Below are 24498 nucleotides of genomic sequence, written 5' to 3'. Positions count from 1 at the left end.
TCACACCCGCTCGATGCGCACGGCGCATTTCTTGAAGTCGGTTTGCAGCGAGATCGGGTCGGTGGCGTCCAGCGTCACCTTGTTGATCAGCTTGGACTCGTCGAACCAGGGTACGAACACCAGCCCGCGCGGCGGCCGGTCGCGGCCACGCGTCTCGACGCGGGCGCGGATGTAACCGCGGCGGGACACGACCTTCACTTCGTCGCCGCGGCGCAGCTTTGCGTCCTGCGCGTCGTCGGGATGCATGAAGCAGACAGCCTCCGGGAAGGCCTTGTAGAGCTCGGGCACGCGGCGCGTCATGGTGCCGGAATGCCAGTGCTCCAATACGCGGCCGGTCGAGAGCCAGTACGGATAGTCATTGTCCGGCGACTCCGCCGCCGGCTCGAAAGGCAGCGCGAAGATGCGCGCCTTGCCGTCGGGGTAGCCGTAGAACTGCACGTCCGTGCCCTGCTTCACATAGGGATCGCTGCCCTCGCGGAAACGCCATTTGGTCTCCTGGCCGTTGACGACGGGCCAGCGCAGGCCGCGCTCGCGGTGATAGCTTTCGAACGGCGCAAGGTCGTGACCATGGCCGCGGCCGAAGGCGGCATACTCCTCGAACAACCCCTTCTGCACGTAGAAGCCGAACGCCTTGGACTCGTCGTTGGCGTAGCCCTCCTCGATCTCCGAGGTCGGGAATTTGTCGACTTGCCCGTTCTTGTACAGCACGTCGAACAGCGTCTTGCCGCGATATTCCTGCTTCTTGGCGATCAGCTCCTCGGGCCAGACCTCCTCGATCTTGAAGCGTTTGGAGAATTCCATGAGCTGCCAGAGATCGGATTTGGATTCGCCGGGAGCCGAGACGAGCTGGTGCCAGAACTGCGTGCGCCGCTCGGCGTTGCCGTAGGCGCCTTCCTTCTCAACCCACATCGCCGTCGGCAGGATGAGGTCGGCCGCGAGCGCCGTCACGGTCGGGTAGGCATCCGAGACCACGATGAAATTGTCGGGGTTGCGGAAGCCCGGATAGGTTTCCTCATTGATGTTGGGTCCCGCTTGCAGGTTGTTGTTGACCTGCACCCAGTAGGCGTTGAGCAGGCCGTCTTTCAGCATCCGGCTCTGCAGCACGGCGTGATAGCCGGGCTTGTCGGGGATGGTACCCTCGGGCAGGAGCCAGATGTGCTCTGTCTTGTCGCGATGCTCCTTGTTGGTCACGACCATGTCGGCCGGCAGGCGATGCGAGAAGGTGCCGACCTCGCGTGCGGTGCCGCAGGCTGATGGCTGGCCAGTCAGCGAGAACGGGCTGTTGCCGGGCGAGGCGATCTTTCCGGTCAAGAGGTGAATGTTGTAGACGAGATTGTTGGCCCAGACGCCGCGGGTGTGCTGGTTGAAGCCCATGGTCCAGAACGAGACCACTTTGGTCTTGGGATCGGCGTAGAGCTCGGCGAGCGCCTCGAGCCGATTGAGTGGCACGCCGGACATCTTTGCGGCTTTCTCCAGCGTGTAGTCCGACACGAATTTTGCGAACTCCTCGTAGCTCATGTCGGTGGAGTCGTTGGCCTTCGCCGCGCCGGTGGCCTTCTTCTGAAGGGGATGATCGGGCCGCAGGCCATAGCCAATGTCGGTCTGCCCGCGCCTGAAGATGGTATGCGCAGTGACGAAATCCTTGTTGACGCGACCGGTCTTGATGATGTGGTTGGCGATCGCGTTGAGGATGTAGAGATCGGTCTGCGGCACGAACACCATGCCGATATCGGCAAGGTCGAACGAGCGGTGCTCGAAGGTCGAGAGCACGGCGACGCGGACATGTGGTGCGGAGAGGCGGCGGTCGGTCAGCCGCGTCCACAGGATCGGGTGCATTTCCGCCATGTTGGAGCCCCACAGCACGAAGGCGTCGGTGGCCTCGATGTCGTCATAGCAACCGGCCGGCTCGTCGATGCCGAAGGTGCGCATCATGCCGGCAACCGCCGAAGCCATGCAGTGGCGCGCATTGGGATCGATGTTGTTGCTTCGGAAGCCGGCCTTGTAGAGTTTCGAGGCCGCGTAGCCTTCCCAGATCGTCCACTGCCCGGAGCCGAACATGCCGACGCCGCTGGGCCCGCGCTTCTTCAGCGCGTCCTTCCACTTCTCGGCCATGATGTCGAAGGCTTCGTCCCACGACACGGGCGTGAACTCGCCGTCCTTGTCGTATTTGCCGTTCGTCTTGCGCAGCATCGGCTGCGTCAGGCGATCATGGCCGTACATGATCTTGGAGAGGAAGTAGCCCTTGACGCAGTTGAGGCCGCGATTGACCTCGGCCTTGATGTCGCCGTGGGTGGCGACCACGCGGTTGTCCTTGGTCGCGACCATGACGGAGCAGCCGGTGCCGCAGAAGCGGCAGGCGGCCTTGTCCCATTTCAATTCGCTGCCGTCACGCTCGGTGACGAGGTTTGCGGCGAGCGCCGGCGCCGGCATGCCCGCGGCGGCCGCTGCGATCGCGGCGGCCTCCAGCTTCAGCATCTGGCGGCGGTCGATCTTCGGTGAGGTCATAACGGTTCTCCCGGCGTCAAGGACGCGGTCTCAGGCAGTTTCGATGGCGTGAAAGACGAGCGCCGCCGAATAGACGTGCGGCATGGACTGGATGTCGTTGAGCATGGCGCCGAGCCTGCCGGCATCCGGGGCTTCGACAACGACGACGAGCTTGCCGCGCGTATCGCGGCCATGGATTTCGCAACCGGGCAACGCGGCGATCGCAGCCTCGACGTCGGCGAGACGCTCCGGCCGCGCCTGCACCAGAATGCTTGCGATCTCGCCTCCAGGCGGCGGGATGATGCGTTCGGCGCTGAGCACCCTGCCGGTGATCAATGCGCGGCGATTGAGTGTGGCTTGGGCCATGATCTCGGTCTTTCGCTGCGGGGGTTCAATGTGGGGGAGGCGGGCCGGGAGGGCCTGCGAACATCTGGTAGATCCACACGGCGAGCCCGTAGCTGCCGACCGTTCCGACCGCGAGGGCGGGCATCACAACCGCGGTCAGGAACAGGAACGCAAAGATCTCCATGCGCTTGCGGCGCACGCGCCCAGTCGTGTCGTCAGGGGCCGACATATTCGGTCTCTCTGAAATTTAGGAATTGGACGGCTTCCGGGCCGTTACCTCGACGAACCATAGGTATCGGGCGGCAGATCACCTTGATCTGAATCAACGGTTCGCGTCTGCGGGCACTTGGCCGCACGGCCGCGACGGGAAGCTATCGGCTACTTTGCATGGGGTTGTTTTCGATATTTTTGTCCTCCCGTCCGGCGGAATTGGGCCGCCATGGACAGTCCGGTCCCGCTCAATAAAATGCTCGCAATAAAAACAATCTCGGGAGAGGCGTCATGAAGTTCGGCATCTTCTATGAGCTGCAATTGCCGCGTCCGTGGGTGGCGGGCGACGAGCTCCGGCTCTACCAGAATGCCCTGACGCAGATGGAACTCGCCGATCGCCTCGGCTACGACCACGCCTGGGTGGTCGAGCATCACTTCCTCGAAGAATACTCCCACTCGCCGTCGCCGGAATCCTTCCTCGCCGCCGCGAGCCAGCGCACCCAGAATATCCGGCTCGGCCACGGCATCCTCCAGCTCACCACCAACCATCCCGCGCGCGTCGCCGAGCGCGTCGCGGTGCTTGATCCCGATGTTCAAGGATGGTGGCTGCGAGCATCACGGCAAGTATTTCGACATGCCCCTGCGCAACGTCGTGCCGAAGCCGGTGCAGAAACCGCACCCGCCGCTGTGGATGGCCTGCTCGCAGCTTCCGACCATCGAGCGCGCCGGCCGTCACGGCTTTGGCGCGCTCGGCTTCCAGTTCGTCAGCGCGGATGCCGCGCACGCCTGGGTGCATGCCTATTACAACGCGATGACCAAGCGGCTGCACAAATTGGCAGACTACGAGATCAACCCGAACATGGCGCTGGTGTCGTTCTTCATGTGCGCGAAGACCGACGAAGAGGCGCGTGCGCGGGCCGATGGCGCCACCTTCTTCCAGTTCGCGCTGCGCTTCTACGGCGCCTCGCAAAACCGCCAGCGGCCGGCGCCCGGCACGGTCGACATGTGGGACGAGTACAACAGATGGAAGCGCGATAATCCGGAAGCGCAGGAGGCCGCGCTGCGCGGCGGCCTGATCGGCTCGCCCGAAACGATCCGGAAAAAGCTGCGGCGCTTCCGCACCTCCCGTATCGACCAGGTGATCCTGCTCAATCAGGCTGGCAAGAACAGCCATGAGCACATCTGCGAATCGCTGGACCTCTTCGCGCGTGAGGTGATGCCGGAGTTCCAGAATGATCCGGAGCAGGAGGCCTGGAAGAAGGGCGTAATGAGCGGCGAGATCGAGCTCGAGGAGATCGACACGCAGGCCTTCACTGACCGCTACGGCAAGCTCGCGATCAACGTCGCGCCGGCGACGGCGGTGGCGGCGGGGTAGGGTGCTCAACGTTTTGTGGCCTAGGCTCCGGCTCAGCAGCGCACCGTTTTACGCTGCGCTGCGTCCGGGGCACGAGACTGTCCAACAACACGCTTCCTCTCTTGTCCCGGACGCGCTGCAGCGTGCAACGCTGCTGCGCAGAGCCGGGACCCATGTGGCATTGGAACGGCTGGCTTCCGGTACGGAGCCCTTATATCCTCCGAGAGAGGCAAACAAGAATCCCGAGGAAACAAGCTTGAGCACCGCGCCGCGCATCGACATCGACCCTGCCTCGTTCTGGCAGGATCCCTATCCGATGCTTGCGAAAATGCGCAAGGAGGCGCCGATCGCCTTCGTGCCGCAGCTCGGCTCGACGCTGCTCGTGAGTCGCGACGACATCTCGATCTCCGAGAAGCAGATCGACGTGTTCTCCTCGCACCAGCCCGAGGGGCTCATGAACAGGCTGATGGGCCACAACATGATGCGCAAGGACGGCGAGGCGCACCAGGTCGAGCGCCGCGCGCTGTTTCCGGCGGTCTCGCCGAAAACGGTGAAGGCGCACTGGACCGCGCAGTTCCAGGCTCACGCCGATCGCATCGTCGGTGGCCTCGAGCCGGGCACGCGGATCGATTTCATGCGTGAGTTCGCGCTGCCGTTCTCCGGCGAATGCCTGAAATCGATCACCGGCCTCACCAATATCGACTTTGTCGAGATGGACGCCTGGTCGCAGGCGATGATCGATGGCATTGCAAATTATGCCGGCGATCCCGCCGTGGAAGCACGCTGCCATGCGGCGACCGCCGGCATCGACGCGGCGATCGACGACATGCTGCCGGTCATGCAGAAAAATCCGGACCAGAGCTTGTTGGGCGTGATGGTCGCGTCCGGCATGCCGATGCAGAGCGTGCGCGCCAACGTCAAGCTGGCGATCTCCGGTGGCCAGAACGAGCCGCGCAAGGCCATCGCCGGCACCGTCTGGGCGCTTCTCACCCATCGCGACCAGTTCGACCTCGTCCGGCGCGGCGAAGTGTCCTGGCTCCAGGCCTTTGAGGAATATGCCCGCTGGATTTCGCCGATCGGCATGTCGCCGCGCCGAATTGCAAAGCCGTGGACCATCCGCGACGTCTCGTTCGAGGCCAATGAGCGCGTGTTCCTGATGTTCGGCTCGGCCAACCGCGACGAGAAGCATTTTGAGCACGCCGATCAGTTCGACGTGCGGCGCGACACATCGAAGAGCGTCGCCTTCGGCGCCGGCCCGCATTTCTGCGCCGGCGCCTGGGCTTCGCGCGCCATGATTGCGGATGTCGCACTGCCGACGGTGTTTGCGCGTGTCAGGCGACTCGAGATCGCCGATGACGAGCCGGTTCGGATCGGCGGCTGGGCGTTCCGCGGTCTTCTGAATCTGCCGGTGCGCTGGAACTAGCGCGTGAGACTGCCTCAGGAAGCGGCAGCCTCACATTCGCGTGCAGAAAAATTCCATCCTCATTCGCTTCGCCGTTTGAAAGATTAATCATGCGCATTGCCAAGGCAGCAGTGCGCGCATCGCTATTTTCTCGGCCTTCTCGACAGCTTTCGCGGCCCGCACCATCATTCTCCAAACATGGATGAATGACGGCCGCAGGCGGCCGGGAGCTTGGTATGCAGCGTCGGGACTTTCTCAAATTATCGGTTGGAACGGTGGCCGCCGCTGCGTTCGCCTCACGCGCCAGCGCGCAAGGCGCGGTGAAGGAAATTCGTATCGGCTACCAGAAGACCGGCGTGCTGGTTATCACGCGCCAGCGGGCGACCTTGGAAAAACATTTCGCTCCGCAAGGCATCGACGTGAAATGGGTGGAATTCTCCTCGGGGCCGCCGATGATGGAGGCGATGAATGTCGGCAGCGTCGATTACGGCGCCGTCGGCGATTCCCCGCCGGTGTTCGCGCAGGCGGCCGGAGCGGCAATCGTCTATGCCGCCGGCCAGCCCATCACCAACGGCCAGGGCATTCTGGTGCCGAAGGATTCGTCGATCCGCTCCATCGCTGACTTGAAGGGGAAGCGCGTTGGCTTCACCAAGGGCTCCAGCGCCCACAACGTCGTTGTGCAGACGCTGGAGAAGGCCGGCCTGACCTACGCCGACATCACACCGGTTTATCTGACGCCGCCGGATGCCGGTCCCGCCTTTGCCAATGGCAGCATCGAGGCCTGGGCAATCTGGGATCCTTATTTTGCGATCGGCGAGACCAAGCAGAACGGCCGCATCCTGATCAATGCGCGCGAGGTCACTAAGACCAACTCGTTCTACATCGCCAACCGCGAGTTCGCGAAGAACCACGGTCCGATCCTGCAACAGATCGTCGACGTGACGACCGCCACCGGTCAATGGGCCGAACAGCACCGCGACGAGGTCGCTAGGTCGCTGGCCGCGATCACCGGCGTCCCGCTGGACATCCAGGCCGTCGCGGCCGACCGCGCGAATTTCGTGATCGGCCCCGTCACCGACGATATCGTCGCGACCCAGCAGGGTGTCGCCGATCGCTTCTACAAGCTCGGCCTGATCCCGAAGCCCATCGTGATCAGGGACATCGTCTGGCGCAACACGGCAGCCTGACGTGCCGACCAGCCTTCCCATTTCTAAAGGTTCGAACATGAGGCGTATCGTTCAACGTGTGATCGCGGCCATCGTCCTGTCGCTCGGCATCGTGGCGGCTGCTGTCGGGACATCCTACGGCCAGGACAAGGTCGTTCGCATCGGCTACCAGAAATACGGCAAGCTGGTGCTCCTGAAGAGCAAAGGCACGCTGGAGCCGAAGCTCGCGGCGGAAGGCTACAAAGTGGTGTGGACGGAATTCCCGTCCGGCCCGCCGCTGCTCGAAGCGCTCAATGTCGGCGCGATCGATTTCGGCAACACCGGCGAAGCCCCGCCGATCTTCGCGCAGGCCGCCGGTGCGCCGATCCAGTATGTCGCCTATGAGCCGCCGGCGCCCAAAGGCGAGGCGATCCTGGTGCCGAAGGATAGTCCGCTGAAATCGGTCGCCGATCTCAAGGGCAAGAAGGTCGCGCTCAACAAGGGCTCCAACGTCCACTATCTCCTGGTCAAGGCGCTGGAGAAGGCCGGTGTCAAATATTCCGAGATCGAGCCGGTGTTCCTGGCACCCGCTGATGCCCGCGCCGCCTTCGAGCGCGGTTCGGTCGATGCCTGGGTGATCTGGGATCCGTTCCAGTCGGCCGCCGAAGCCGCGACCGGTGCGCGGACGCTCGCCGACGGCACCAACATCGTGGCGAACTATCAGTTCTATTTCTCCTCGAAGAAGTTCATCGAGGCCAATCCAAAGATCGTCGACGCCGTGCTCGATGAGCTGCGCGCGGTCGATGACTGGGCCAAGGGCGACATTCACGCGGTCGCCGAGCAATTGGCGCCGTCGATTGGATTGTCGGTGCCGGTGGTCGAGGTCGCGCTCAAGCGCCAGTCCTACGGCATCAAGCCGATCACCGACTCTGTGATCGCCGATCAGCAGCAGGTTGCGGACGCGTTTTTCGCGCTCAACCTGATCCCCAAAGCAATCAAGATTTCCGACGTGGCGCGGAGGCCAGGAACGTGAGCAAGGTCAAGAGCAAGCAAGGTAACGCCAACATACTCTGGTTCCTGCCGACCCACGGTGACGGCCGCTATCTCGGCACCGGCATCGGCGGCCGCGAGGTGAATTTCAACTACCTGCGCCAGATCGCACAGGCGGCTGACCAGCTCGGCTACTACGGCGTGCTGCTGCCGACGGGACGATCTTGCGAGGATTCCTGGATTGTGGCCTCGGCGGTTGCCCCGTTCACCGAGCGGCTGCGCTATCTCGTGGCTGTCAGGCCGGGTCTGCAATCGCCGAGCGTTGCCGCGCGCATGACCGCGACGCTCGACCGCGTCACCAACGGCCGGCTCCTGGTCAACGTCGTCACCGGCGGCGATCCCGTCGAGAACAAGGGCGATGGCATCTTTCTCGCCCATGACGAGCGCTATGAGGTCACCCGCGAGTTCCTCAACGTCTATAGTGACCTGCTTGCCGGCAAGACCGTAAATGTCGAGGGCAAGCACATCCACATCGAGGATGGCAAGCTGCTGTTCCACCCGGTTCAGTCGCCCCATCCGCCGCTTTATTTCGGCGGCTCGTCGGATGCCGGCATCGATGTCGCCGTCGACGCCGTCGACAAATACCTCACCTGGGGCGAGCCGCCGGCGCAGGTCGCAGAGAAGATCGCCAAGGTGAGGGAGGTTGCGGCGCTACGCGGGCGAAAACTTTCCTTCGGCATCCGTTTGCATGTCATCGTCCGCGAGACCAATGAAGAGGCCTGGCAGGCTGCCAACGAGCTGATCAAGCATGTCAGCGACGAGACCATTGCGCTGGCGCAGAAGAACTTTGCGCGCATGGATTCGGTCGGCCAGCAGCGCATGGCGCAGCTGCATGGCGGCAGGCGCGACAAGCTCGAGATCAGCCCGAACCTCTGGGCCGGTGTAGGTCTCGTGCGCGGCGGCGCTGGAACGGCTCTGGTCGGTGACGCCCAGACCGTGGCGGCCCGCATCAAGGAATACCAGGATCTCGGCATCGATACCTTCATCCTGTCGGGTTATCCGCATCTGGAGGAAGCCTATCGCTTCGCCGAGCTGGTGTTCCCGCTGCTCTCGCTCGAGCTGCCGAGCAACGTGACGAAGCTTCACTTCAATGGCGGTCCGTTCGGCGAGACCGTCGGCAGCGATTTCCGCCCGCAGAAGCAGGTGTCGCAGTCATGAGCCTTATCGACAGTATTTCCCTTCCGCGCAGCGTCCGCCTGCCGCGCGCCGACGGCCTGATCCAGTGGATCGTGCCGCTCGCCATCATCGTCGTCTGGCAGATCGCCTGCGTTGCCGGTCTCGTGCCGACACGGGTGCTGCCGGCACCGAGCGATGTTGCGCTCGCGGGCTGGAAGCTGCTGCTCTCCGGCGAGCTCGTGCGCAACATCTGGGTCAGCTTCTGGCGGGCCTCGATCGGCTTTCTGATCGGTGGCAGCATCGGCTTTGCCTTTGGTTTGGCCAACGGTCTTTCGCAGCTTTCGGCAAAGCTGACCGACACGACGCTTCAGATGGTACGCAACGTGCCACATCTGGCGCTGATCCCGCTCGTCATCCTGTGGTTCGGCATCGACGAGAGCGCAAAGCTGTTCCTGGTGGCGCTCGGCGTGTTCTTCCCGATTTACCTCAACACGCTGCATGGCATTCGCACCGTCGATCCGCAGCTCATCGAAATGGGCCGTATCTACGGCATGAGCGACGGCGAGCTGTTCCGCCGCGTGATCTTTCCGGGCGCTCTGCCCTCGATCTTCGTCGGCATCCGCTTCGCGCTCGGCATCATGTGGCTGACGCTGATCGTCGCCGAGACCATCGCGGCGTCCTCCGGCCTCGGCTACATGGCGATGCAGGCGCGCGAGTTCATGCTGATCGACGTCGTCGTGCTGTCGATCCTGATCTACGCGTTGCTCGGCAAGCTCGCCGACAGCGCCTCGCGCGTTCTCGAGCGCCTGACGCTCGCCTGGCACCCCGCCTTCCAGAAACATTGAGACCGACATGCAGACAGCCCTTCTTCTTCCCGAGGCCGAACGTGCCGAGCGCGCCAGCTTCGCCCCGCAGGCACGCGTCGCGCGCCAGGACCAGCCGACACCCGGCCTGTCGCTCACCATCCGCGGCTTGCGCAAATCGTTTGGCGACAACGAGGTGCTGCGCGGCATCGATCTGCACATTCCCGCCGGCCAGTTCGTTGCAATCGTCGGCAAGAGCGGTTGCGGCAAGAGCACGCTGCTGCGGCTGATCGCCGGTCTCGACAAGATCGATGCCGGAGCCATCAGCTTCGGCGAGGCAGCGCGGCCCGAGGATATCAGGGTGATGTTCCAGGAGCCGCGGCTGTTGCCCTGGGCGCGCGTGTTGTCGAATGTCGAGGTTGGCCTCGGGCGCGATCGCGCCTCGTCGGATGCGCATCCGCGCGCCGAGCGCGCGTTGAGCGAGGTTGGGCTCGCCGACAAGCGCGACCAGTGGCCTTCGGTGTTGTCGGGCGGCCAGAAGCAGCGCGTGGCGCTGGCGCGCGCGCTCGTTAGCCAGCCCCGCGTGCTCGCCTTCGACGAGCCGCTCGGCGCGCTGGACGCCCTGACCCGCATCTCGATGCAGCGACTCCTGGAGCGAGTCTGGCGCGACCAGGGTTTTACGGCGATCCTGGTGACGCATGACGTCGCGGAAGCCGTTGCGCTGGCCGATCGCGTGCTCGTGATTGAGGAAGGTCGCATCGCGCATGATGTCACGGTCAATGCGCCGCGGCCGCGCGAGCGCGGCTCGGTGGAGCTCGCGGGCCTCGAAGGCTCGATCCTGCGCCATCTTCTCTCGGCGGACGATCGTACCTAGATAACAGGAGCCCTGATTCAGGGAGCATGCCATGAACGTGATTGCCCGCCATATCATGACCGACACCAATATCTCCTCCGCCGATTTCCGCGGCGCCATGCGTCACCTCACTGGTGGCGTCAGCGTCATCACGGCCGGCCGCGGCAGGGACATCACCGGCATGACGGTGACTTCGGTGACGTCGCTGTCGGTCGATCCGCCGACGCTGCTGGTCAGCATCAACCGCGACGCCTCCTCGTTCCCGCTGATCAGGCGTCACGGCGCTTTCGGCGTGAACATCCTTAACGCCGACCAGCTCGACATTGCCGAGCGCTTTGCCGGCAAGGGCGGGCTGAAGGGCGCCGACCGCTTCGCCGGCAGCGACTGGGTGACGGCCGTCTCCGGCGTCCCGCTGCTCGCCGGCGCGCTGAGCGCCCTTGATTGCGAGGTCGAGGAGATCGTCGAGCGCCACTCGCATGGCATCGTCATCGGCCGCGTGCGCGATATCAGGAGCTCGAGCCGCAGCGCGGCGCTCGCCTATTGGCACGGACAGTACGTCGCGGTCGACCAGGATGAGGACGCGGCGAGGCTCGCCGAGGTCAGTGTTCCCACGCGGGGCCGGGGCGTCATCTGACCGCCCGGCGGCCTTCCGGGCTGGCCTTTTCGTTTCTCTCGATCTAGAAGCCCTGCCAGAGCCTCCCGTAGGAGGCGATGGAGCCGGCATGAAACGCGTTGCGACCTGGGCCTTCTATGCCGTCGGCGCGCTCGCGATCGCGTATCTCGCGCTCTACGCCTATGCGATGTTCACCGGACGGCACATCGTGCCCGGCGACCCCATCCACATCTTCCGCAATCCCGACGCGCCGAGCTATTCGTGAGGAGGATCTCGTGGGCAAAGCCACCGGGTCGCGCGAATGCGCGCCCGATGACAGGCTCCGCGTGCCCACCTCTTCTTTCGCAAATCATGGAGAGATGGTGGGCACGGCGCAAGCGCGCCTTTGCCCACCCTACGAGAGCTAACCCGCCTTACGAACTGCGCAACCATCAACTCCGCAAGATCGCCAGCGCCAGCGCCTGCGCGCGCGGCACGATGCTGTCGAGCTCGAGATATTCCTCCGGCGTGTGCGCAAGTCCGCCGACCGGGCCAAGGCCGCAGATCGTCGGCGTGCCCACGGCGGCGGTGAAGCCTGAATCGGCGCAGCCGCCGGAGAACTCGCCGGTGAGCGTGGTCAGCCCGACGTCACGTGCGGCACCCTGGTAACCGTCGAACAGCGTCTTCGACGCCTCGCTCTGAACCGCCGGCACGAACTCGCCCTTGATCGTCAGGGTGGCGCTCGTGCCAGGCACGTAAGAGGTGGCGACGATCTTCTCGATCGCGGCCATCACCGCGTCGCGATCTCTCGGCTCGACATAGCGCAGATCGATCTGGCCCTCGGCATAAGGCGCCGTCGTATTCACGGACTGTCCGCCAGAGATCAGCCCGACGTTGAGGGTGATTCCCTTGGTCAGATCGGTCAGCGCGTGGATATGAACGATCTTGTGCGCGAGCTCGCCGATCGCGCTGACGCCGGCCGCAAAATTCGCTCCGGAATGCGCGGCCTTGCCGGTGACCGCAAGGTGCATGAAGATGCCGCCCTTGCGGCTGGTCACGATGTTGCCGGTCGGTCGTCCCGGCTCGGAATTGTAGACGGCGCGCGCGGACCGTCCCTCGCGCTCGATCACTGGCCGCGACGAGGGCGATGCGATCTCCTCGTCCGAGGTGATCAGGACCTTGATCGGGTGCGGGCTGCCGCCGAATTTCTGGAAGGCTGCGGCCACGAACACGTTCATGACGAGACCTGCCTTCATGTCGGCGACCCCCGGGCCATAGGCGCGGCCGTCCTTGATGGTGAAGGCGCGTCGTTCGGCTTCGCCCTTGCCGAACACCGTGTCGCGATGCCCCATCAGCAGGATCGGCTTTTCGTTGCTGCCGGGCTTGGCCACGATCGCATGAAGCGCGTCGCCATAGGTGTCGTTCGGCTCGCGCCAGCTCGAAATGCCGTGCTCGGCAAAATGCCGCTCGAAGCGCGCGCCGACCGCGTCCACGCCGGCCTTGTCGTAGGATCCGGAATCGATGTTCACGACCTCGCGCAACAGGTCGATCATCGCCTGCTTCTGCGATGCCAGCCAATCCGTGATTTGACCCTCAGACATTGTCACCTCGCGTGGTTCTCGTGCGCGGTTATAGGGCCTGTCGCACCGATGACCTAGTCGGAGAACGCGGCCCCGCCATGATGGCGGTGATTGAAGCGCGGTCTCCCCCGACGTCGTCCTGGCGAAGGCCAGGACCCATACCGCGGAATCTATCGATTGTGCGGGGTGGGCGTACCGAACGACGAGTCTTCGCCAAACTCCTCCCTGGGATATAATGGGTCCTGGCTTTCGCCAGGACGACACCGTGAGCGTGGCGCGCGGGTTGCCTTACACCCAAGAAGAAATGCCCGGGACTTGGCCCGGGCATCTACGTCGTCAGCAATTGAAAGCTCTCTCACACCCCCATTGCCGGCATCCGTGGGTATTCGCCCGGTGTGCCGGCGGGCGGGATCGGGATGCCGCCGTCGGCATATTCGTTGAGCTTGTTGCGCAGCGTGCGGATCGAGATGCCGAGGATGTTGGCGGCATGGGTCCGGTTGCCCAGGCAATGCTTCAGCGTCTCCAGGATCAAATCGCGCTCGACGTCGGCGACGGTGCGTCCGACCAGCGACCGCGTCACCTGTTCGGCGGCCATCGTGGCGTGTGCCACCGCTGGCGCGGTGCGCGCGACGTCGAGGCGGTCGCCGTCCGGCGTGATGATGGCGTCAGCGCCGATTTCGTCGCCCTGCGCCATCAGCACCGCCCGGTGCATGGTGTTCTCGAGCTCGCGGACGTTGCCCTGCCAGCGGTTGGTCGAGAGCACGCGGCGCGCTTCCGCCGAAATGGGGCGCAGCGGCACGCCGTTGGCCTCGGCATATTTCTTCACGAAGTGCTGGGCGAGCTCCAGGATGTCGGCGGGGCGCTCGCGCAGCGGTGGGATCTTCAGGTTCACGACGTTGAGGCGGAACAGCAGATCCTCACGGAAGGTGCCTTCACGCACCGCTTCCGCAAGGTTGCGGTTCGAGGTCGCGATGATGCGGATGTCGACGGGGACAGGCTTGGTGCCGCCGACGCGGTCGATCACGCGCTCCTGGATCGCGCGGAGTAGTTTTGATTGCAGGCGGACATCCATCTCGGAGATTTCGTCGAGCAGCAGCGTGCCGCCGGTCGCCTCCTCGAACTTGCCGATGCGGCGGGCGACCGCGCCGGTGAAGGCGCCCTTCTCGTGACCGAACAGCTCGGATTCCAGGAGATGCTCGGGAATCGCGGCACAGTTGATGGAGATGAAGGGGCGTTTGGCGCGGGCCGAGCGTGTATGGACGTAGCGCGCCAGCACTTCCTTGCCGGTGCCGGATTCGCCGGTGATCATCACCGAGGCGTCCGAGCCCGCGATCTGCTGGGCGAGCTTGACCACGCGCGCCATGGCGTCGTCGCGATAGATCAGGTCACGGGAATCGTTGGCGACCGCGGCGAGCACGGCGGCGATCAGCTCCGGCTCCGGTGGCAGCGGGATGTATTCCTTGGCGCCGGCGTGGATCGCGGCGACCGCGGCGCGAGCGTCGTTGGTGATGCCACAGGCGACGATGGGAGCGTGGATGTGCTCGGCTTCCAGCCGCATCACGAGATCGCGGATGTCGAGGGCGACGTCGACCAGCAGCAGGTCGGCGCCTTTGCCGCCGCGCAGCACGCGCATCGCCTGCTCGTGGTCCTCGGCGTGGGTCACGGTGGCGCCGTTCTCCATCGCGATCTTGGTGGCGGTGGTGAGCTGGCCCTTCAGTGTGCCAACGATGAGAAGCCGCATGTCAGTCTCCTGTCCGTCTGTTCGCGCTGCCGCGCGTCATTCCCCGATTAGCTGCGTTCGGTCCTGATGATCTCGGTCATGGTCACGCCGAGCTTGTCCTCGACCAGCACCACCTCGCCGCGGGCGACGAGGCGGTTGTTGACGTAGATGTCGATGGCCTCGCCGACGCGCCGGTCGAGCTCGAGCACGGTGCCGGGACCGAGCTTCAACAGCTCGCCGACGTCCATCTTGGAGCGGCCGAGCACGGCGGAGACCTGCACCGGCACGTCGAACACGGCCTCGAGGTCGGCGGCGACGCGGGCTGCGTATTCGTCCTCGTTGTAGCCGACATCGGTGCCGGTCGGCGGCATCGGGCCGTTGAGATCGGGAAGCGGGACCTGCCCGTCGGTGTCACTCATGGCTTAGTTCCCCTTGCGGGACGCGATATAGCGTCCGACGAGTTCGTCGATCTTGCCGAGAATGGCGCCGCGCTCGAGCACGACGCCGCCATCGGCCCATTCGATCCGGCAGTCGCCGGTCGCAATCTCCGGCTCGGCCAGGATCACCAGCCGGCCCTCGAAGCCGCTCTGCTTGGCGAGCCGTTCGATCCGATCGCGTGCACTCTCGTAGAGCGCGTCGTTGATGCGGACGACCAGGTGCGGCGTCGCGACGAGGTGCGAGAAGCAGTCCTTGACCAGCGCGACGATCTCGCCGAGCGGCTCGGCGGCGATCAGGTCAGCGCACAGCTTGCGCGCCACCGCGACCGCGACGTCGACCGCCTCGGTCTCCATCCTGGCCTCGATATTGCCGATGCCCGAGGCGATGCCCCTGACCGAGATGTTGATCTCCTCCATGGCAAGCGCGACGCGGCGGTCGCTCTCGGCCTTGGCCTCGCGCTGTCCGGCGTCGAAGCCGGCCTGGTAGGCGCGCGCCTCGGCGGCCGCGATCTTCTGCGCGACCTCGGCTGCGCTCGCGGCCTTCTCGCGCGTCCGGTCGGGCGCGGAGAAGTCGTTGTCGAACAGGAATTTCGCAGGCGCCGCCATCAGTACACCAATTCGTCGTCAGCGCGGTTCTTGGTCAGCATGATCTCGCCCTTGGCAGCGAGATCCTTGGCGAGATTGACCAGCAGCGCCTGCGCCTCGTCGACGTCGCGCAGGCGGACCGGTCCCATCGCCGCCATGTCGTCCTGGAGCATCTTGGCGGCGCGGGAGGACATGTTGCCGAAGAAGAAGTTGCGGACGTCCTCGTTGGCGCTCTTCAGCGCGACGGCGAGCTTGTCCTTGTCGACGTTACGCATCAATGTCTGGGCGGAGCCGGAGTCCAGCTTGACGAGGTCGTCGAAGGTAAACATCAGGGCCTTGATGCGCTCGGCCGATTCCCGGTTCTCCTCTTCCAGCGAGGTGATGAAGCGGGTTTCGGTCTGGCGGTCGAAATTGTTGAAGATTTCCGCCATCACCTCGTGGGCGTCGCGGCGGCGGGTCTGCGACAGGTTTGACATGAATTCGACGCGAAGCGTCTTCTCCACGCTCTCGATGACCTCCTTCTGTACCGCCTCCATCTTCAGCATGCGGTTGACGACATCGAGCGCCAGCTCCTCGGGCAGGATTCCGAGGACGCGCGCGGCATGCTCGGGCTTGAGCTTGGACAGCACCACCGCGATGGTCTGCGGGTATTCGTTCTTGAGGTAGTTGGCGAGCACCTCTTCCTGCACGTTGGAGAGCTTCTCCCACATGTTGCGCCCGGCAGGGCCGCGGATCTCGTCCATGATGCCGTTGACACGCTCCGGCGCCAGGTATTGCTGCAACAGTCGCTCGGTGGCGTCGAAATTGCCCATCAGCGCGCCGGAAGCCGACATGCGCGAGACGAATTCGAGCAGCATGTCCTCGACCGTGTCGACCTCGACCGTGCCGAGGGTGGACATCTCCAGCGAAAGCTGGCGCACCTCCTCGTCGTCGAGCAGCGACCAGATCTTGCCGCCATATTGCTCGCCGAGCGCCAGCATCAGGATTGCGGCGCGCTTCGGTCCCGCTAGCGGCTCGGACCTGCCGTCCTTGGCTCGGTTGCCGGCGCGCTGTGCGAGCGTCGAGATCACGCTGGTGATGTCGTTCGAGTTGGCGTTTTGCAAGGAGGCGGCCATGTCAGTTCACTTCTCGAATCATTTCGCGGGTTCGCTCAGCCATTGGCGGATGATGGCGACGGTTTCGTTGGGGTTGCGCTCGGCGAGCTCGCCGACGCGATGAACGGACTGGGCGTGGACCTGGCCCTGGATGGTGGCGACGTCGATCGCGCTCGCCGTGGCGTTGCCGCTCGGGACCAGCGCGTGGCCGCCGCCCGAGGCGGAAGCGGATTCGTTGGTCAGCGCAGGGGCGCTCAGCGCGCTGGTCAGGGCTGCGACCTCGTCCGAGGCAAGGATCCGCTTCACCAGCGGCCGGATCACCATGAACATCACGACGAGGCCGAGCAGCATCATCACGCCGAGCTCGACGAAGTACATCACGTCGTCCTTGGTGAACTGGAGCGTGCCAAGGAAGCCCGATGGTTCGGCGATCGGGGCAGTCGAGGGCGCGTCGGCAAAGCGCAGGTTGACGACCTCGACCTGGTCGCCGCGCTTCTGGTCGAAGCCGATCGCCGAGCGCACCAGCGTGGCGATACGGTCGAGCTGCTCCTTGGTGCGGTCGGTGTAGGCGAGCTCGCCCTTGTCGTTCTTGGTGTAGATGCCGTCGACCAGCACCGCGACCGAGATGCGGTTGACCCGGCCGGCCTCGGTCACCTCGGTCTTGGTGGTGCGAGAGATCTCGTAATTGTTGGTCTCTTCGGTCTTCTTGCTCTGGTCCTTCGCCGCGACGCCGCTGTTCTGCTGGTTGCCGGGGAGCTCGTTATTGACAGTGACTTGGCCGTTGTTGTCGGCGGTCATGCTCTGCTCTTCGCGGGTCTGGCTCGAGCGCAGCACGCGGCCTTCAGGATCGAACTTGTCGGAGGTCTGGGTGATCTTGTTGAAGTCGAAATCGGCGGAGAGCTGCACCCGGGCGCGGCCCGAGCCGACCACCGAGGAGACGATGTCCTCGACCTGTTTGCGCATCCGCTTCTCGAACGCGGTGCGGCGCTCGTCGCCGAGCGCCTGGTCGGGATCGGTCGCCGCGCCATCGGCGAGCAACTGACCGGACTCGTCGACGATCGAGACGCGCTGCGGCTTCAATCCGTTGACGGCGGAGGCGACGAGATGGCGGATGGCTCGGATCTGCTGCGCTTCCAGCGAGCCGCGGACCCGCACCACGATCGAGGCCGACGGCTCCGGCGCCTCGCGCGAGAACAACGGACGCTCCGGCAGGACGAGGTGGACGCGGGCGGCCTGGATCCGGTCGATGGCGCGGATGGTGCGGGCGAGTTCACCCTCCAGCGCGCGCAGATGATTGATGTTCTGGACGAAGCTGGTGGTGCCGAGCGCGTCCGACTTGTCGAACACCTCGTAGCCGACGCCGCCGCCCTTGGGCAGGCCGCCCTCGGCGAGCTTCATGCGCAGCCGCGTGACCTTGTCCTTGGGCACCATGATGATGGTGCCTTCATTGCGCAGCTCGAACTGGATGCCCTGGCGTTCCAGATCCTTGATAATGCTTGAGGAATCTTCAACGCTGAGGTCGGTGAACAGCGTCGTCATCTGCGGCGTGGTCACGCGCATGATGACGAAGGCAAAGAAGCCGATGAGCGCGGCGGTGACCGCGATCATGGCCCCGAACCGGGCGGCGCCGATACCTTTCAGGAAGTCCAACAGACCTTGCAAGCAATCGCCCCGCCAGATTCGGCCTGCAACCGGCAAGCCGACTGGGCAATTATTGCCTAGGTGATGGTTTCGATATGGTTAACGAAGATTAAGAGGTGGGACAAAAGTGGTGACATGAAAAAAATCGGCCTCGCAGAGCGAGGCCGATTTGCGTCAAACTTGGCGAATTTCCAGATCGCCTACTGGCGATACTGCTGGATGCGCGTGGTGCGCAGTCCGGCAAGACCATGCTGGTCAATGGAAAACTGCCAGGAGAGGAATTCGTCGACTGTCAGGGTGTAACGGCTGCAGGCTTCCTCGAGGGAAAGGAGGCCTCCGCGGACCGCGGCAACAACTTCGGCCTTGCGTCGGATGACCCAGCGTTTGGTCCCCGGTGCAGGCAGGTCCGCGATCGTCAAAGGGCTGCCGTCCGGCCCGATGACGTATTTCACCCTCGGGCGATGGGGTTCTGTCATGGCGTACTCACAAACTCTCAACCACTGAACTCACGCCGAAACCCTACGCCGGTCGGCTTAAAAATTGGCTAAGCCTAAGGCTTCAATACAATTCTCGTTGAAAATGGCTGGAACACGATCGGCCCGGCGGGCTGAAAACACGTTTTCAGACGGCCGGGCGGGGGTCTTCGTAAATACTTTACTAACGAACGAGGCGCGCAACCACGACGCGTCAGGCGAAGCGCGCCGCCTTAGTTGCTCGTGCTGCTGGTCGCGACGATGCTCTTCACCTGGCTCAGCGTGTAGCTGTTGCCGTCGATCGAGAGCAGCGGCGGCGACTGGGTCAGGTCGACGGAATTCACCGTGCCCTGCACCTGCGCGGCGACGCCGACATTGTTGCCCGAAGCGTCCTGGCCGGTCGCCGAGATCGTGTACTTGCCGTCCGGCCACTGCGTGCCGTCATTGCCTTGACCGTTCCAGGTAAAGGGAATGTCGGCGCCGGCGCCGGCCGTATATTTGCCGGTGAACACGGTTTGGCCGCTGGAGTTGGCGATCGAAATATCGACCGTGGCGCTGGAGGGCACGTTGAGGTGCCAGGTCGCCGACGAGTTCGTCATGGTCGCGGTGGTGCCATCGACCACGGCGGTCTTGCCGACGAAGCCCAGCGCCTGCGTTGCCTGCGTGGTCTGTTGCAGGGTGACGAGCTGGGACAGCGAATCGTTGGTCTTGAGCTGCTGTTCGACGCCGGCGAACTGCACCAGCTGCTGGGTGAACTGGTTGGTGTCGAGCGGATCAAGCGGATTCTGGTTCTGAAGCTGCGTGGTGAGCAGCGTCAGGAAGGTCTGGAAATTGCCCGCCAGCGTCGATCCCGTGGTCGAGCTCAGGCTGGAGCTCGACGAGGATGACGAGGATGACGTCTGGGTCGTGCCTGAAACCACTGACGGGGCGGTGGCGGCATTCGTTGTGGTCATGTCGAATACTCCTCACACTCTGATATCGACGCCGCTGCTCGATCCGTGCATGCGGCCGTAGCCGCGTCCCACGGGTGCGGCCTGCACTGCGTCCTCGTCGCTGATGATCAGCCGGCGGGCATTACTGCCATTGTCGTTGTTGTTGCTCGAGTTCTGCCCGGACGAGTTCTGGTCGCGCAGGCTGAATGACAGGCCGTTGCTGCCGGTCTTCAGGCCGGCATCGTCGAGCGCGCGCTGCAATTGCGGCGCATCCTGCCGCAGCATCGAGAGCGTCTCCGGCTTCTCGACGGTGAGATGCGAGGTAACCTGTCCGTTGCGGTCGACGTTGATGCGCACGTCGATGCGGCCGAGCTCGGCCGGATCGAGACTGATGTCGAACCTGGTCTTGCCGGCGCGCGCGGCCGCGGCGATCTCGACCGGCACCCCGCTGATCGGCACGGCTGTGGAAGTGGCGGCGGTCGCGGTCAGCGTCGCCGTCGATGCGCCTGCGACCGAGGTCGTCGTGGTCTGCGGCGCCTGCACGGCGGCAGCGGCCTGGGCGCCGGTGTCCGTCGTGCTGGTCAGCGCCTGAGTGCTGGCCGCGTGGTCGTGCGTCGGTGCCGTGCCTGGTGCAGCCGAAGCGGTCTTGTCCGATACGTCGGCCTTGGCCTCGGTCGTGTTGCCCTCGACCTGCGGCTTGGCGGCTTGAGGATGCGCGGCCGTGGTTGCAGTTGCCGGCGCCTGGTTGGACGCCGTGCCGGTCGTGCTCGTCTTGCTCGTATCCTGCCCGAGATTGGAAACGTCGGTGTTCTGCTGCGTCGTGGCGGCGGCCTTGAATGACGTCTTGGGCGTCGCCTGTGCGACAGTGGCGGTCAGCGCACCCTGGGTTTGCGGATCGGTCGGCGAAGCACCGGCCGTCTCGCTGGCGGCCGCATCCGTCAGCGCCGCTTTCGCTGCGGTGCCGGCATCGGCGGTCTTGTTGCCGGTTGCGTCGGTCTGGACGGCCGGCGCAGTGATCTGCGCCGCGGTCGAGGCGCTCGCGGCGATCCCAGCGGCGGCGATCGTCAGCGGAGAGTTTGAATTGCTGGCCGCCTGGCTGGCGGCCGCGTTCGGATCGACCGGCACGACCGGGGCCGCGACGATGACGGCGTTCGGATCAGGCGTAGTGGACGCCACGGCTGCCTGCGTGGGATCGGCCTGAATGGCGGCGGCGACACCGTCGGTGTCCTCGGTCTTGTCGCCCTTGCTGTCATTGGATTTTTCGGTCGATTTCGTGCCGGAGGCGTCCGACCTGCCTTTGGTCTTGTCGGGCGCCTTGGCGGGATCGGCGGGCGTGTCGGTGGCGGCAGACGTCGAACTGTCGGTCGCGTCAGTCGATCTGCTCTGCGACGACGGATCGCTCGAGGAAGTGTCGTGCGTGCTCTTGTCGGAGGAGGACGACGAGGAGCTGTCGGTGCGGCGCGGCGCCGGGTCGGAGGTCGTACTCGGCGTGCTGCCGGCAGCCGTCGTGTTACTGTCGACGAGCGCACCGAACTGGTCGTTCGTCGCAGCCCCCTGCGAGCGGGCAGGTTTTGGCGGTGTGGTCTGGACCGACACGCTTGCGGCTACATCTGACGTCACGCTGACCACGGACACGCCCCTTGAAATGAAACTCAGGACAAGGGGTTAGCAAGGAGCGGGCCAGCCAGGCTAAGTATTGCTTTATACAACAAGATCAAATACTTAATACATGGGGCGGGACGCCAGGAAGGCCTCCGAAGCCCAGCCCATTTCTGCCTCCCGGCAAGAATTGCCCTAAGCGCCCGGCGAAAGCCTCCCCTGCGATTGCTTCAGGGGAATACGGCCTATATTAAAGGGTAGCTCTCAGCCGCTTTCGACCGGGCAAGCCGACTCGTGGAACTATTCCCGTTCCCTGAGACCGTCCCTTTCCCGACCGATCAACGCGGGATCAGCGGAACACTTCCGCCGCAAGTCGCCTTCAACAGCCGGAACCATGCGCAACAGTCTGGATCTCAAAGGCCGTCCGCAGGACACCAGGGTCGTCGTCGCCATGTCGGGCGGCGTGGACTCCTCGACGACGGCTGCGCTGCTGAAGGCCGAGGGCTATGACGTTGTCGGCATTACACTCCAGCTCTACGATCATGGCGCGGCGACCCATCGCAAGGGCGCTTGCTGCGCCGGCCAGGACATTCACGACGCGCGCGATGTCGCCGCCAAGCTCGGCATTCCCCATTACGTGCTCGACTATGAGGACCGCTTTCGCGAATCCGTCATCGACAATTTTGCCGACAGCTATGCGCTCGGCGAGACGCCGGTGCCGTGCATCGAGTGCAACCGCTCCGTCAAATTCCGCGATCTCCTGAAGACCGCGCGCGAACTCGGCGCGGTCGCGCTTGCCACCGGTCACTATGTCGCCTCGCGCGGCCTTGCCGACGGCTCCCGCGCGCTGGTGTGCGCTGCAGATAGCGAGCGCGACCAGAGCTATTTCCTGTTCGCGACCACGCGCGAGCAGCTCGATTATCTACGCTTCCCGCTCGGCGACATGACCAAGACCGAGACGCGCGAGCTCGCCCGCCGCTTTGGCCTCAGCGTGGCCGACAAGCATGACAGCCAGGACATCTGCTTCGTGCCGACCGGGCGCTACACCGACATCATCACGCGGCTGCGCCCCAATGCGATGGAGCCCGGCGACATCGTCGATCTCGATGGTCGCGTCATCGGCCAGCATCACGGCATCGCCAATTTCACCGTCGGCCAGCGCCGGGGCTTAGGCATCGCCTCCGGCTCGCCGCTCTACGTGGTGCGGCTCGAGGCCGCGACCCGCCGCGTCGTGGTCGGCCCGCGCGATGCGCTGAAGATGCACCGTATCGTGCTGCGCGACGTCAACTGGATCGGCGACGGCGATATCGATCGGGCCATCGGCGGCGGCCTCGAAATGTTCGTGCGCGTGCGCTCGACCCGCGCGCCGCAGCCAGCGTGGCTGCGCGGCGGCAACGGCCATTACGAGGTCGAGCTGGTTGCGGGCGAAGAGGGCGTCTCGCCGGGACAAGCCTGCGTATTCTACGACGCGCCATCGGGGCAGGCGCGCGTGCTCGGCGGCGGCTTTATCCAGAGCGCGGCCGCGAAGATCGCAAGCGATGCGGCGCGGCCGCTCGCGGAAGCGGTGCGCGGTTAAAATCTTTATAGGGCAGGGGGCATGGCAGCAGATATCTCGCGCGCCGGGGTCGAGAAGGCCTATGGCCGCTGGGCGCCGGTCTACGATCTCGTCTTCGGCAAGGTGTTCGACGCGGGACGCCAGTCGACCATTGCGGAGGCCGACAAGATCGGTGGCCGCATCCTCGACGTCGGCGTTGGTACCGGCCTGTCGCTGTCGGATTATTCGCGCTCGACGAAAATTTGTGGCGTCGACATTTCCGAGCCGATGCTGCGCAAGGCGCAGGCGCGTGTGCGCGCGGAAAAGCTCGGCAATGTCGAGGTGCTCAGCGTGATGGATGCAAAGAACCTCGCATTCCCCAATTCCTTCTTCGACGCGGTGGTTGCGCAATACGTCATCACCGCGGTGCCCGATCCCGAAGGTACGCTCGACGAATTCGTGCGTGTGTTGAAACCCGGCGGCGAATTGATCCTCGTCAATCACATCGGCGCCGAGAGCGGACCGCGAAAAATCTTCGAACTCGCCTTTGCACCGCTCGCGCGCCGGCTCGGCTGGCGCCCCGAGTTTCCCTGGGACCGCCTCGTCGACTGGCAGAAGCGCCACGGCGGCATCACGCTCGCCGAACGGCGCCCAATGCCGCCGATGGGCCACTTTTCGCTGATCCGCTACCGCAAATCGTGAACGTAGCTGGCTGGAACATGCGCATATCCCCGCGCGTTTCCGTCTCATGCGCACGACATCAAAGCTCATCCTTGCAAGCCTCCTGATAGCGGCCTCAGGCACCGCGATGGCTCAGGCTCCGCCCAGCCCGGCGACGCCGCCACAGGCGACCGCGCCGCCGCCCCCGCAACGCGCCAGCGACTGCACGCCGACCCAGAGCGATCAGCCCCGCGGCACGGTGAGGCCCGACGGCCAGACCACCGGCCAGGCTCGGGAACCGCTCGGTGACAAACTGGCCAAATCCGACGGCGTGCTGTGCCCGCCCTCCGGCGTCGATCCCGAAATGCGCGCCCCCGCGCCCGAGGTCGGCAAAACCCCGATCATCCCGCCCCCCGGCAGCCCTGGCGGCGACCCCAATGTGAGGCCGAAGTAGGCCTATTTCTTCACCTCTCCCCACATCCGGGGGGAGAGGCCGAACTCCACGGAGCGCGAATTTCGGGTGAGGGAGCTTCTACGAGTCTGGTGCCGAAAAGGGCGCGCTGGGCGGCCACCTTGCTTGACAGCCCGCTGCCCCCTTCCTTATATGCCGCGCGTTCGCGAGATCGGCCGTTTCGGCCCCGCGAGCCCTGTGGCGGGGTAGCTCAGCTGGTTAGAGCACGGGAATCATAATCCTGGGGTCGGGGGTTCGAGTCCCTCCCCCGCTACCAAATCCGGCGTGTCCGGCCCGAAGACATGGGTAACGGACCGTACCTAAGACATGGGTGACAGCCTCGTGCCGAACGGGTTGTCGAGGGGTTGCAAGGTTCTCTGCTCCAGGTCGAAATATCCGAGATCATAGTGCATGAAGCTGACGAGCCAAATGCCCTCG

Annotated in this window: 23 protein-coding genes, 1 tRNA gene and 1 pseudogene; 13 read left to right on the top strand and 12 right to left on the bottom strand. The window is 64.7% G+C overall.

Annotated elements, in window-relative coordinates; all coding sequences use genetic code 11:
* From napA to napE, 3 genes are read right to left on the bottom strand one after another with little or no spacing between them, the layout of a single operon-like run.
* On the bottom strand, nucleotides 1-2505 hold the full coding sequence (gene napA / locus SO139_RS16485; protein WP_474798380.1) for a nitrate reductase catalytic subunit NapA: 2505 nt from the start codon (nucleotides 2503-2505) through the stop codon (nucleotides 1-3).
* Nucleotides 2506-2535: 30 nt separating this feature from the next.
* Nucleotides 2536-2850, bottom strand: coding sequence for a chaperone NapD (locus SO139_RS16480; protein WP_474798382.1), 315 nt, complete (start codon nucleotides 2848-2850; stop codon nucleotides 2536-2538).
* A 25-nt stretch (nucleotides 2851-2875) separates the two neighbouring features.
* On the bottom strand, nucleotides 2876-3058 hold the full coding sequence (gene napE / locus SO139_RS16475) for a periplasmic nitrate reductase, NapE protein (protein ID WP_027523184.1): 183 nt from the start codon (nucleotides 3056-3058) through the stop codon (nucleotides 2876-2878).
* Between the two features lie 272 nt (nucleotides 3059-3330).
* Between napE and SO139_RS16470 the strand changes: the two are divergent.
* From SO139_RS16470 to SO139_RS16430, 9 genes and pseudogenes are all read left to right on the top strand, one after another.
* Nucleotides 3331-4414: pseudogene (locus tag SO139_RS16470) on the top strand (LLM class flavin-dependent oxidoreductase).
* Nucleotides 4415-4649: 235 nt separating this feature from the next.
* Nucleotides 4650-5816 (top strand): cytochrome P450, encoded by a 1167-nt coding sequence (locus SO139_RS16465; protein ID WP_449377936.1) that lies wholly within the window; start codon nucleotides 4650-4652, stop codon nucleotides 5814-5816.
* 215 nt (nucleotides 5817-6031) lie between these two features.
* A complete protein-coding gene (locus SO139_RS16460) occupies nucleotides 6032-6982 on the top strand; it encodes a sulfonate ABC transporter substrate-binding protein (RefSeq protein WP_449377937.1) in 951 nt (316 codons plus the stop codon).
* 37 nt (nucleotides 6983-7019) lie between these two features.
* Nucleotides 7020-7973 (top strand): sulfonate ABC transporter substrate-binding protein, encoded by a 954-nt coding sequence (locus tag SO139_RS16455; RefSeq protein WP_449377938.1) that lies wholly within the window; start codon nucleotides 7020-7022, stop codon nucleotides 7971-7973.
* Nucleotides 7970-9148: an FMNH2-dependent alkanesulfonate monooxygenase gene (ssuD, locus tag SO139_RS16450; RefSeq protein ID WP_474798388.1), complete on the top strand. Its 1179-nt coding sequence runs from the start codon at nucleotides 7970-7972 to the stop codon at nucleotides 9146-9148. The genes SO139_RS16455 and ssuD overlap by 4 nt, the downstream gene beginning before the upstream one ends.
* Nucleotides 9145-9951 carry an ABC transporter permease subunit gene (locus tag SO139_RS16445; protein WP_449377940.1) on the top strand — a complete coding sequence of 269 codons (807 nt, stop codon included), beginning with the start codon at nucleotides 9145-9147 and terminating at the stop codon, nucleotides 9949-9951. The genes ssuD and SO139_RS16445 overlap by 4 nt, the downstream gene beginning before the upstream one ends.
* Nucleotides 9952-9958: 7 nt before the next feature.
* Nucleotides 9959-10783 carry an ATP-binding cassette domain-containing protein gene (locus SO139_RS16440; RefSeq protein WP_449377941.1) on the top strand — a complete coding sequence of 275 codons (825 nt, stop codon included), beginning with the start codon at nucleotides 9959-9961 and terminating at the stop codon, nucleotides 10781-10783.
* Between the two features lie 31 nt (nucleotides 10784-10814).
* Nucleotides 10815-11396, top strand: a complete 582-nt coding sequence (locus tag SO139_RS16435; RefSeq protein ID WP_474798390.1) for a flavin reductase family protein — start codon at nucleotides 10815-10817, stop codon at nucleotides 11394-11396.
* 88 nt (nucleotides 11397-11484) lie between these two features.
* A complete protein-coding gene (locus SO139_RS16430) occupies nucleotides 11485-11640 on the top strand; it encodes a hypothetical protein (RefSeq protein ID WP_027523194.1) in 156 nt (51 codons plus the stop codon).
* 166 nt (nucleotides 11641-11806) lie between these two features.
* Here the strand turns inward: SO139_RS16430 and SO139_RS16425 are convergent, their stop codons facing one another.
* The 9 genes from SO139_RS16425 to SO139_RS16385 form a co-directional block, all read right to left on the bottom strand.
* Nucleotides 11807-12955 carry a M20 family metallopeptidase gene (locus SO139_RS16425; protein ID WP_449377943.1) on the bottom strand — a complete coding sequence of 383 codons (1149 nt, stop codon included), beginning with the start codon at nucleotides 12953-12955 and terminating at the stop codon, nucleotides 11807-11809.
* Between the two features lie 334 nt (nucleotides 12956-13289).
* A complete protein-coding gene (gene flbD / locus SO139_RS16420; RefSeq protein WP_449377944.1) occupies nucleotides 13290-14675 on the bottom strand; it encodes a sigma-54-dependent transcriptional regulator FlbD in 1386 nt (461 codons plus the stop codon).
* Between the two features lie 47 nt (nucleotides 14676-14722).
* Nucleotides 14723-15073, bottom strand: coding sequence for a flagellar motor switch protein FliN (gene fliN, locus SO139_RS16415; protein WP_449377945.1), 351 nt, complete (start codon nucleotides 15071-15073; stop codon nucleotides 14723-14725).
* A gap of 3 nt (nucleotides 15074-15076) precedes the next feature.
* The gene (locus SO139_RS16410; RefSeq protein ID WP_449377946.1) at nucleotides 15077-15697 is read right to left on the bottom strand and encodes a FliH/SctL family protein; all 621 of its coding nucleotides are present in this window, start codon (nucleotides 15695-15697) and stop codon (nucleotides 15077-15079) included.
* Nucleotides 15697-16791: a flagellar motor switch protein FliG gene (fliG, locus tag SO139_RS16405; RefSeq protein WP_449377947.1), complete on the bottom strand. Its 1095-nt coding sequence runs from the start codon at nucleotides 16789-16791 to the stop codon at nucleotides 15697-15699. Before fliG ends, SO139_RS16410 begins: the two co-directional genes overlap by 1 nt.
* A gap of 18 nt (nucleotides 16792-16809) precedes the next feature.
* Entirely contained in the window at nucleotides 16810-18432 is a 1623-nt protein-coding gene (fliF, locus tag SO139_RS16400) for a flagellar basal-body MS-ring/collar protein FliF (RefSeq protein WP_449377948.1), read from the bottom strand.
* Nucleotides 18433-18611: 179 nt separating this feature from the next.
* A complete protein-coding gene (gene sciP / locus SO139_RS16395) occupies nucleotides 18612-18887 on the bottom strand; it encodes a CtrA inhibitor SciP (RefSeq protein WP_002714638.1) in 276 nt (91 codons plus the stop codon).
* Between the two features lie 230 nt (nucleotides 18888-19117).
* Nucleotides 19118-19837 (bottom strand): flagellar hook assembly protein FlgD, encoded by a 720-nt coding sequence (locus tag SO139_RS16390; protein WP_449377949.1) that lies wholly within the window; start codon nucleotides 19835-19837, stop codon nucleotides 19118-19120.
* A gap of 12 nt (nucleotides 19838-19849) precedes the next feature.
* The gene (locus SO139_RS16385) at nucleotides 19850-21445 is read right to left on the bottom strand and encodes a flagellar hook-length control protein FliK (protein ID WP_498540229.1); all 1596 of its coding nucleotides are present in this window, start codon (nucleotides 21443-21445) and stop codon (nucleotides 19850-19852) included.
* A 364-nt stretch (nucleotides 21446-21809) separates the two neighbouring features.
* Between SO139_RS16385 and mnmA the strand changes: the two genes are divergently transcribed.
* The 4 genes from mnmA to SO139_RS16365 all read left to right on the top strand — a co-directional run bounded on the left by mnmA (nucleotide 21810) and on the right by SO139_RS16365 (nucleotide 24337).
* Nucleotides 21810-22991, top strand: coding sequence for a tRNA 2-thiouridine(34) synthase MnmA (gene mnmA / locus SO139_RS16380; RefSeq protein WP_449377951.1), 1182 nt, complete (start codon nucleotides 21810-21812; stop codon nucleotides 22989-22991).
* A 21-nt stretch (nucleotides 22992-23012) separates the two neighbouring features.
* Nucleotides 23013-23651 (top strand): class I SAM-dependent methyltransferase, encoded by a 639-nt coding sequence (locus SO139_RS16375; RefSeq protein ID WP_449377952.1) that lies wholly within the window; start codon nucleotides 23013-23015, stop codon nucleotides 23649-23651.
* 46 nt (nucleotides 23652-23697) lie between these two features.
* Nucleotides 23698-24063, top strand: a complete 366-nt coding sequence (locus SO139_RS16370) for a hypothetical protein (RefSeq protein WP_449377953.1) — start codon at nucleotides 23698-23700, stop codon at nucleotides 24061-24063.
* A 197-nt stretch (nucleotides 24064-24260) separates the two neighbouring features.
* A tRNA-Met gene (locus SO139_RS16365) sits at nucleotides 24261-24337 on the top strand.
* The last annotated feature ends 161 nt before the right edge of the window (nucleotides 24338-24498 follow it).

Source organism: Bradyrhizobium sp. UFLA05-89, from assembly GCF_059803475.1.
Note: the sequence above shows the minus strand (reverse complement) of the source record. Positions and strands in the feature narration are given on the sequence as shown.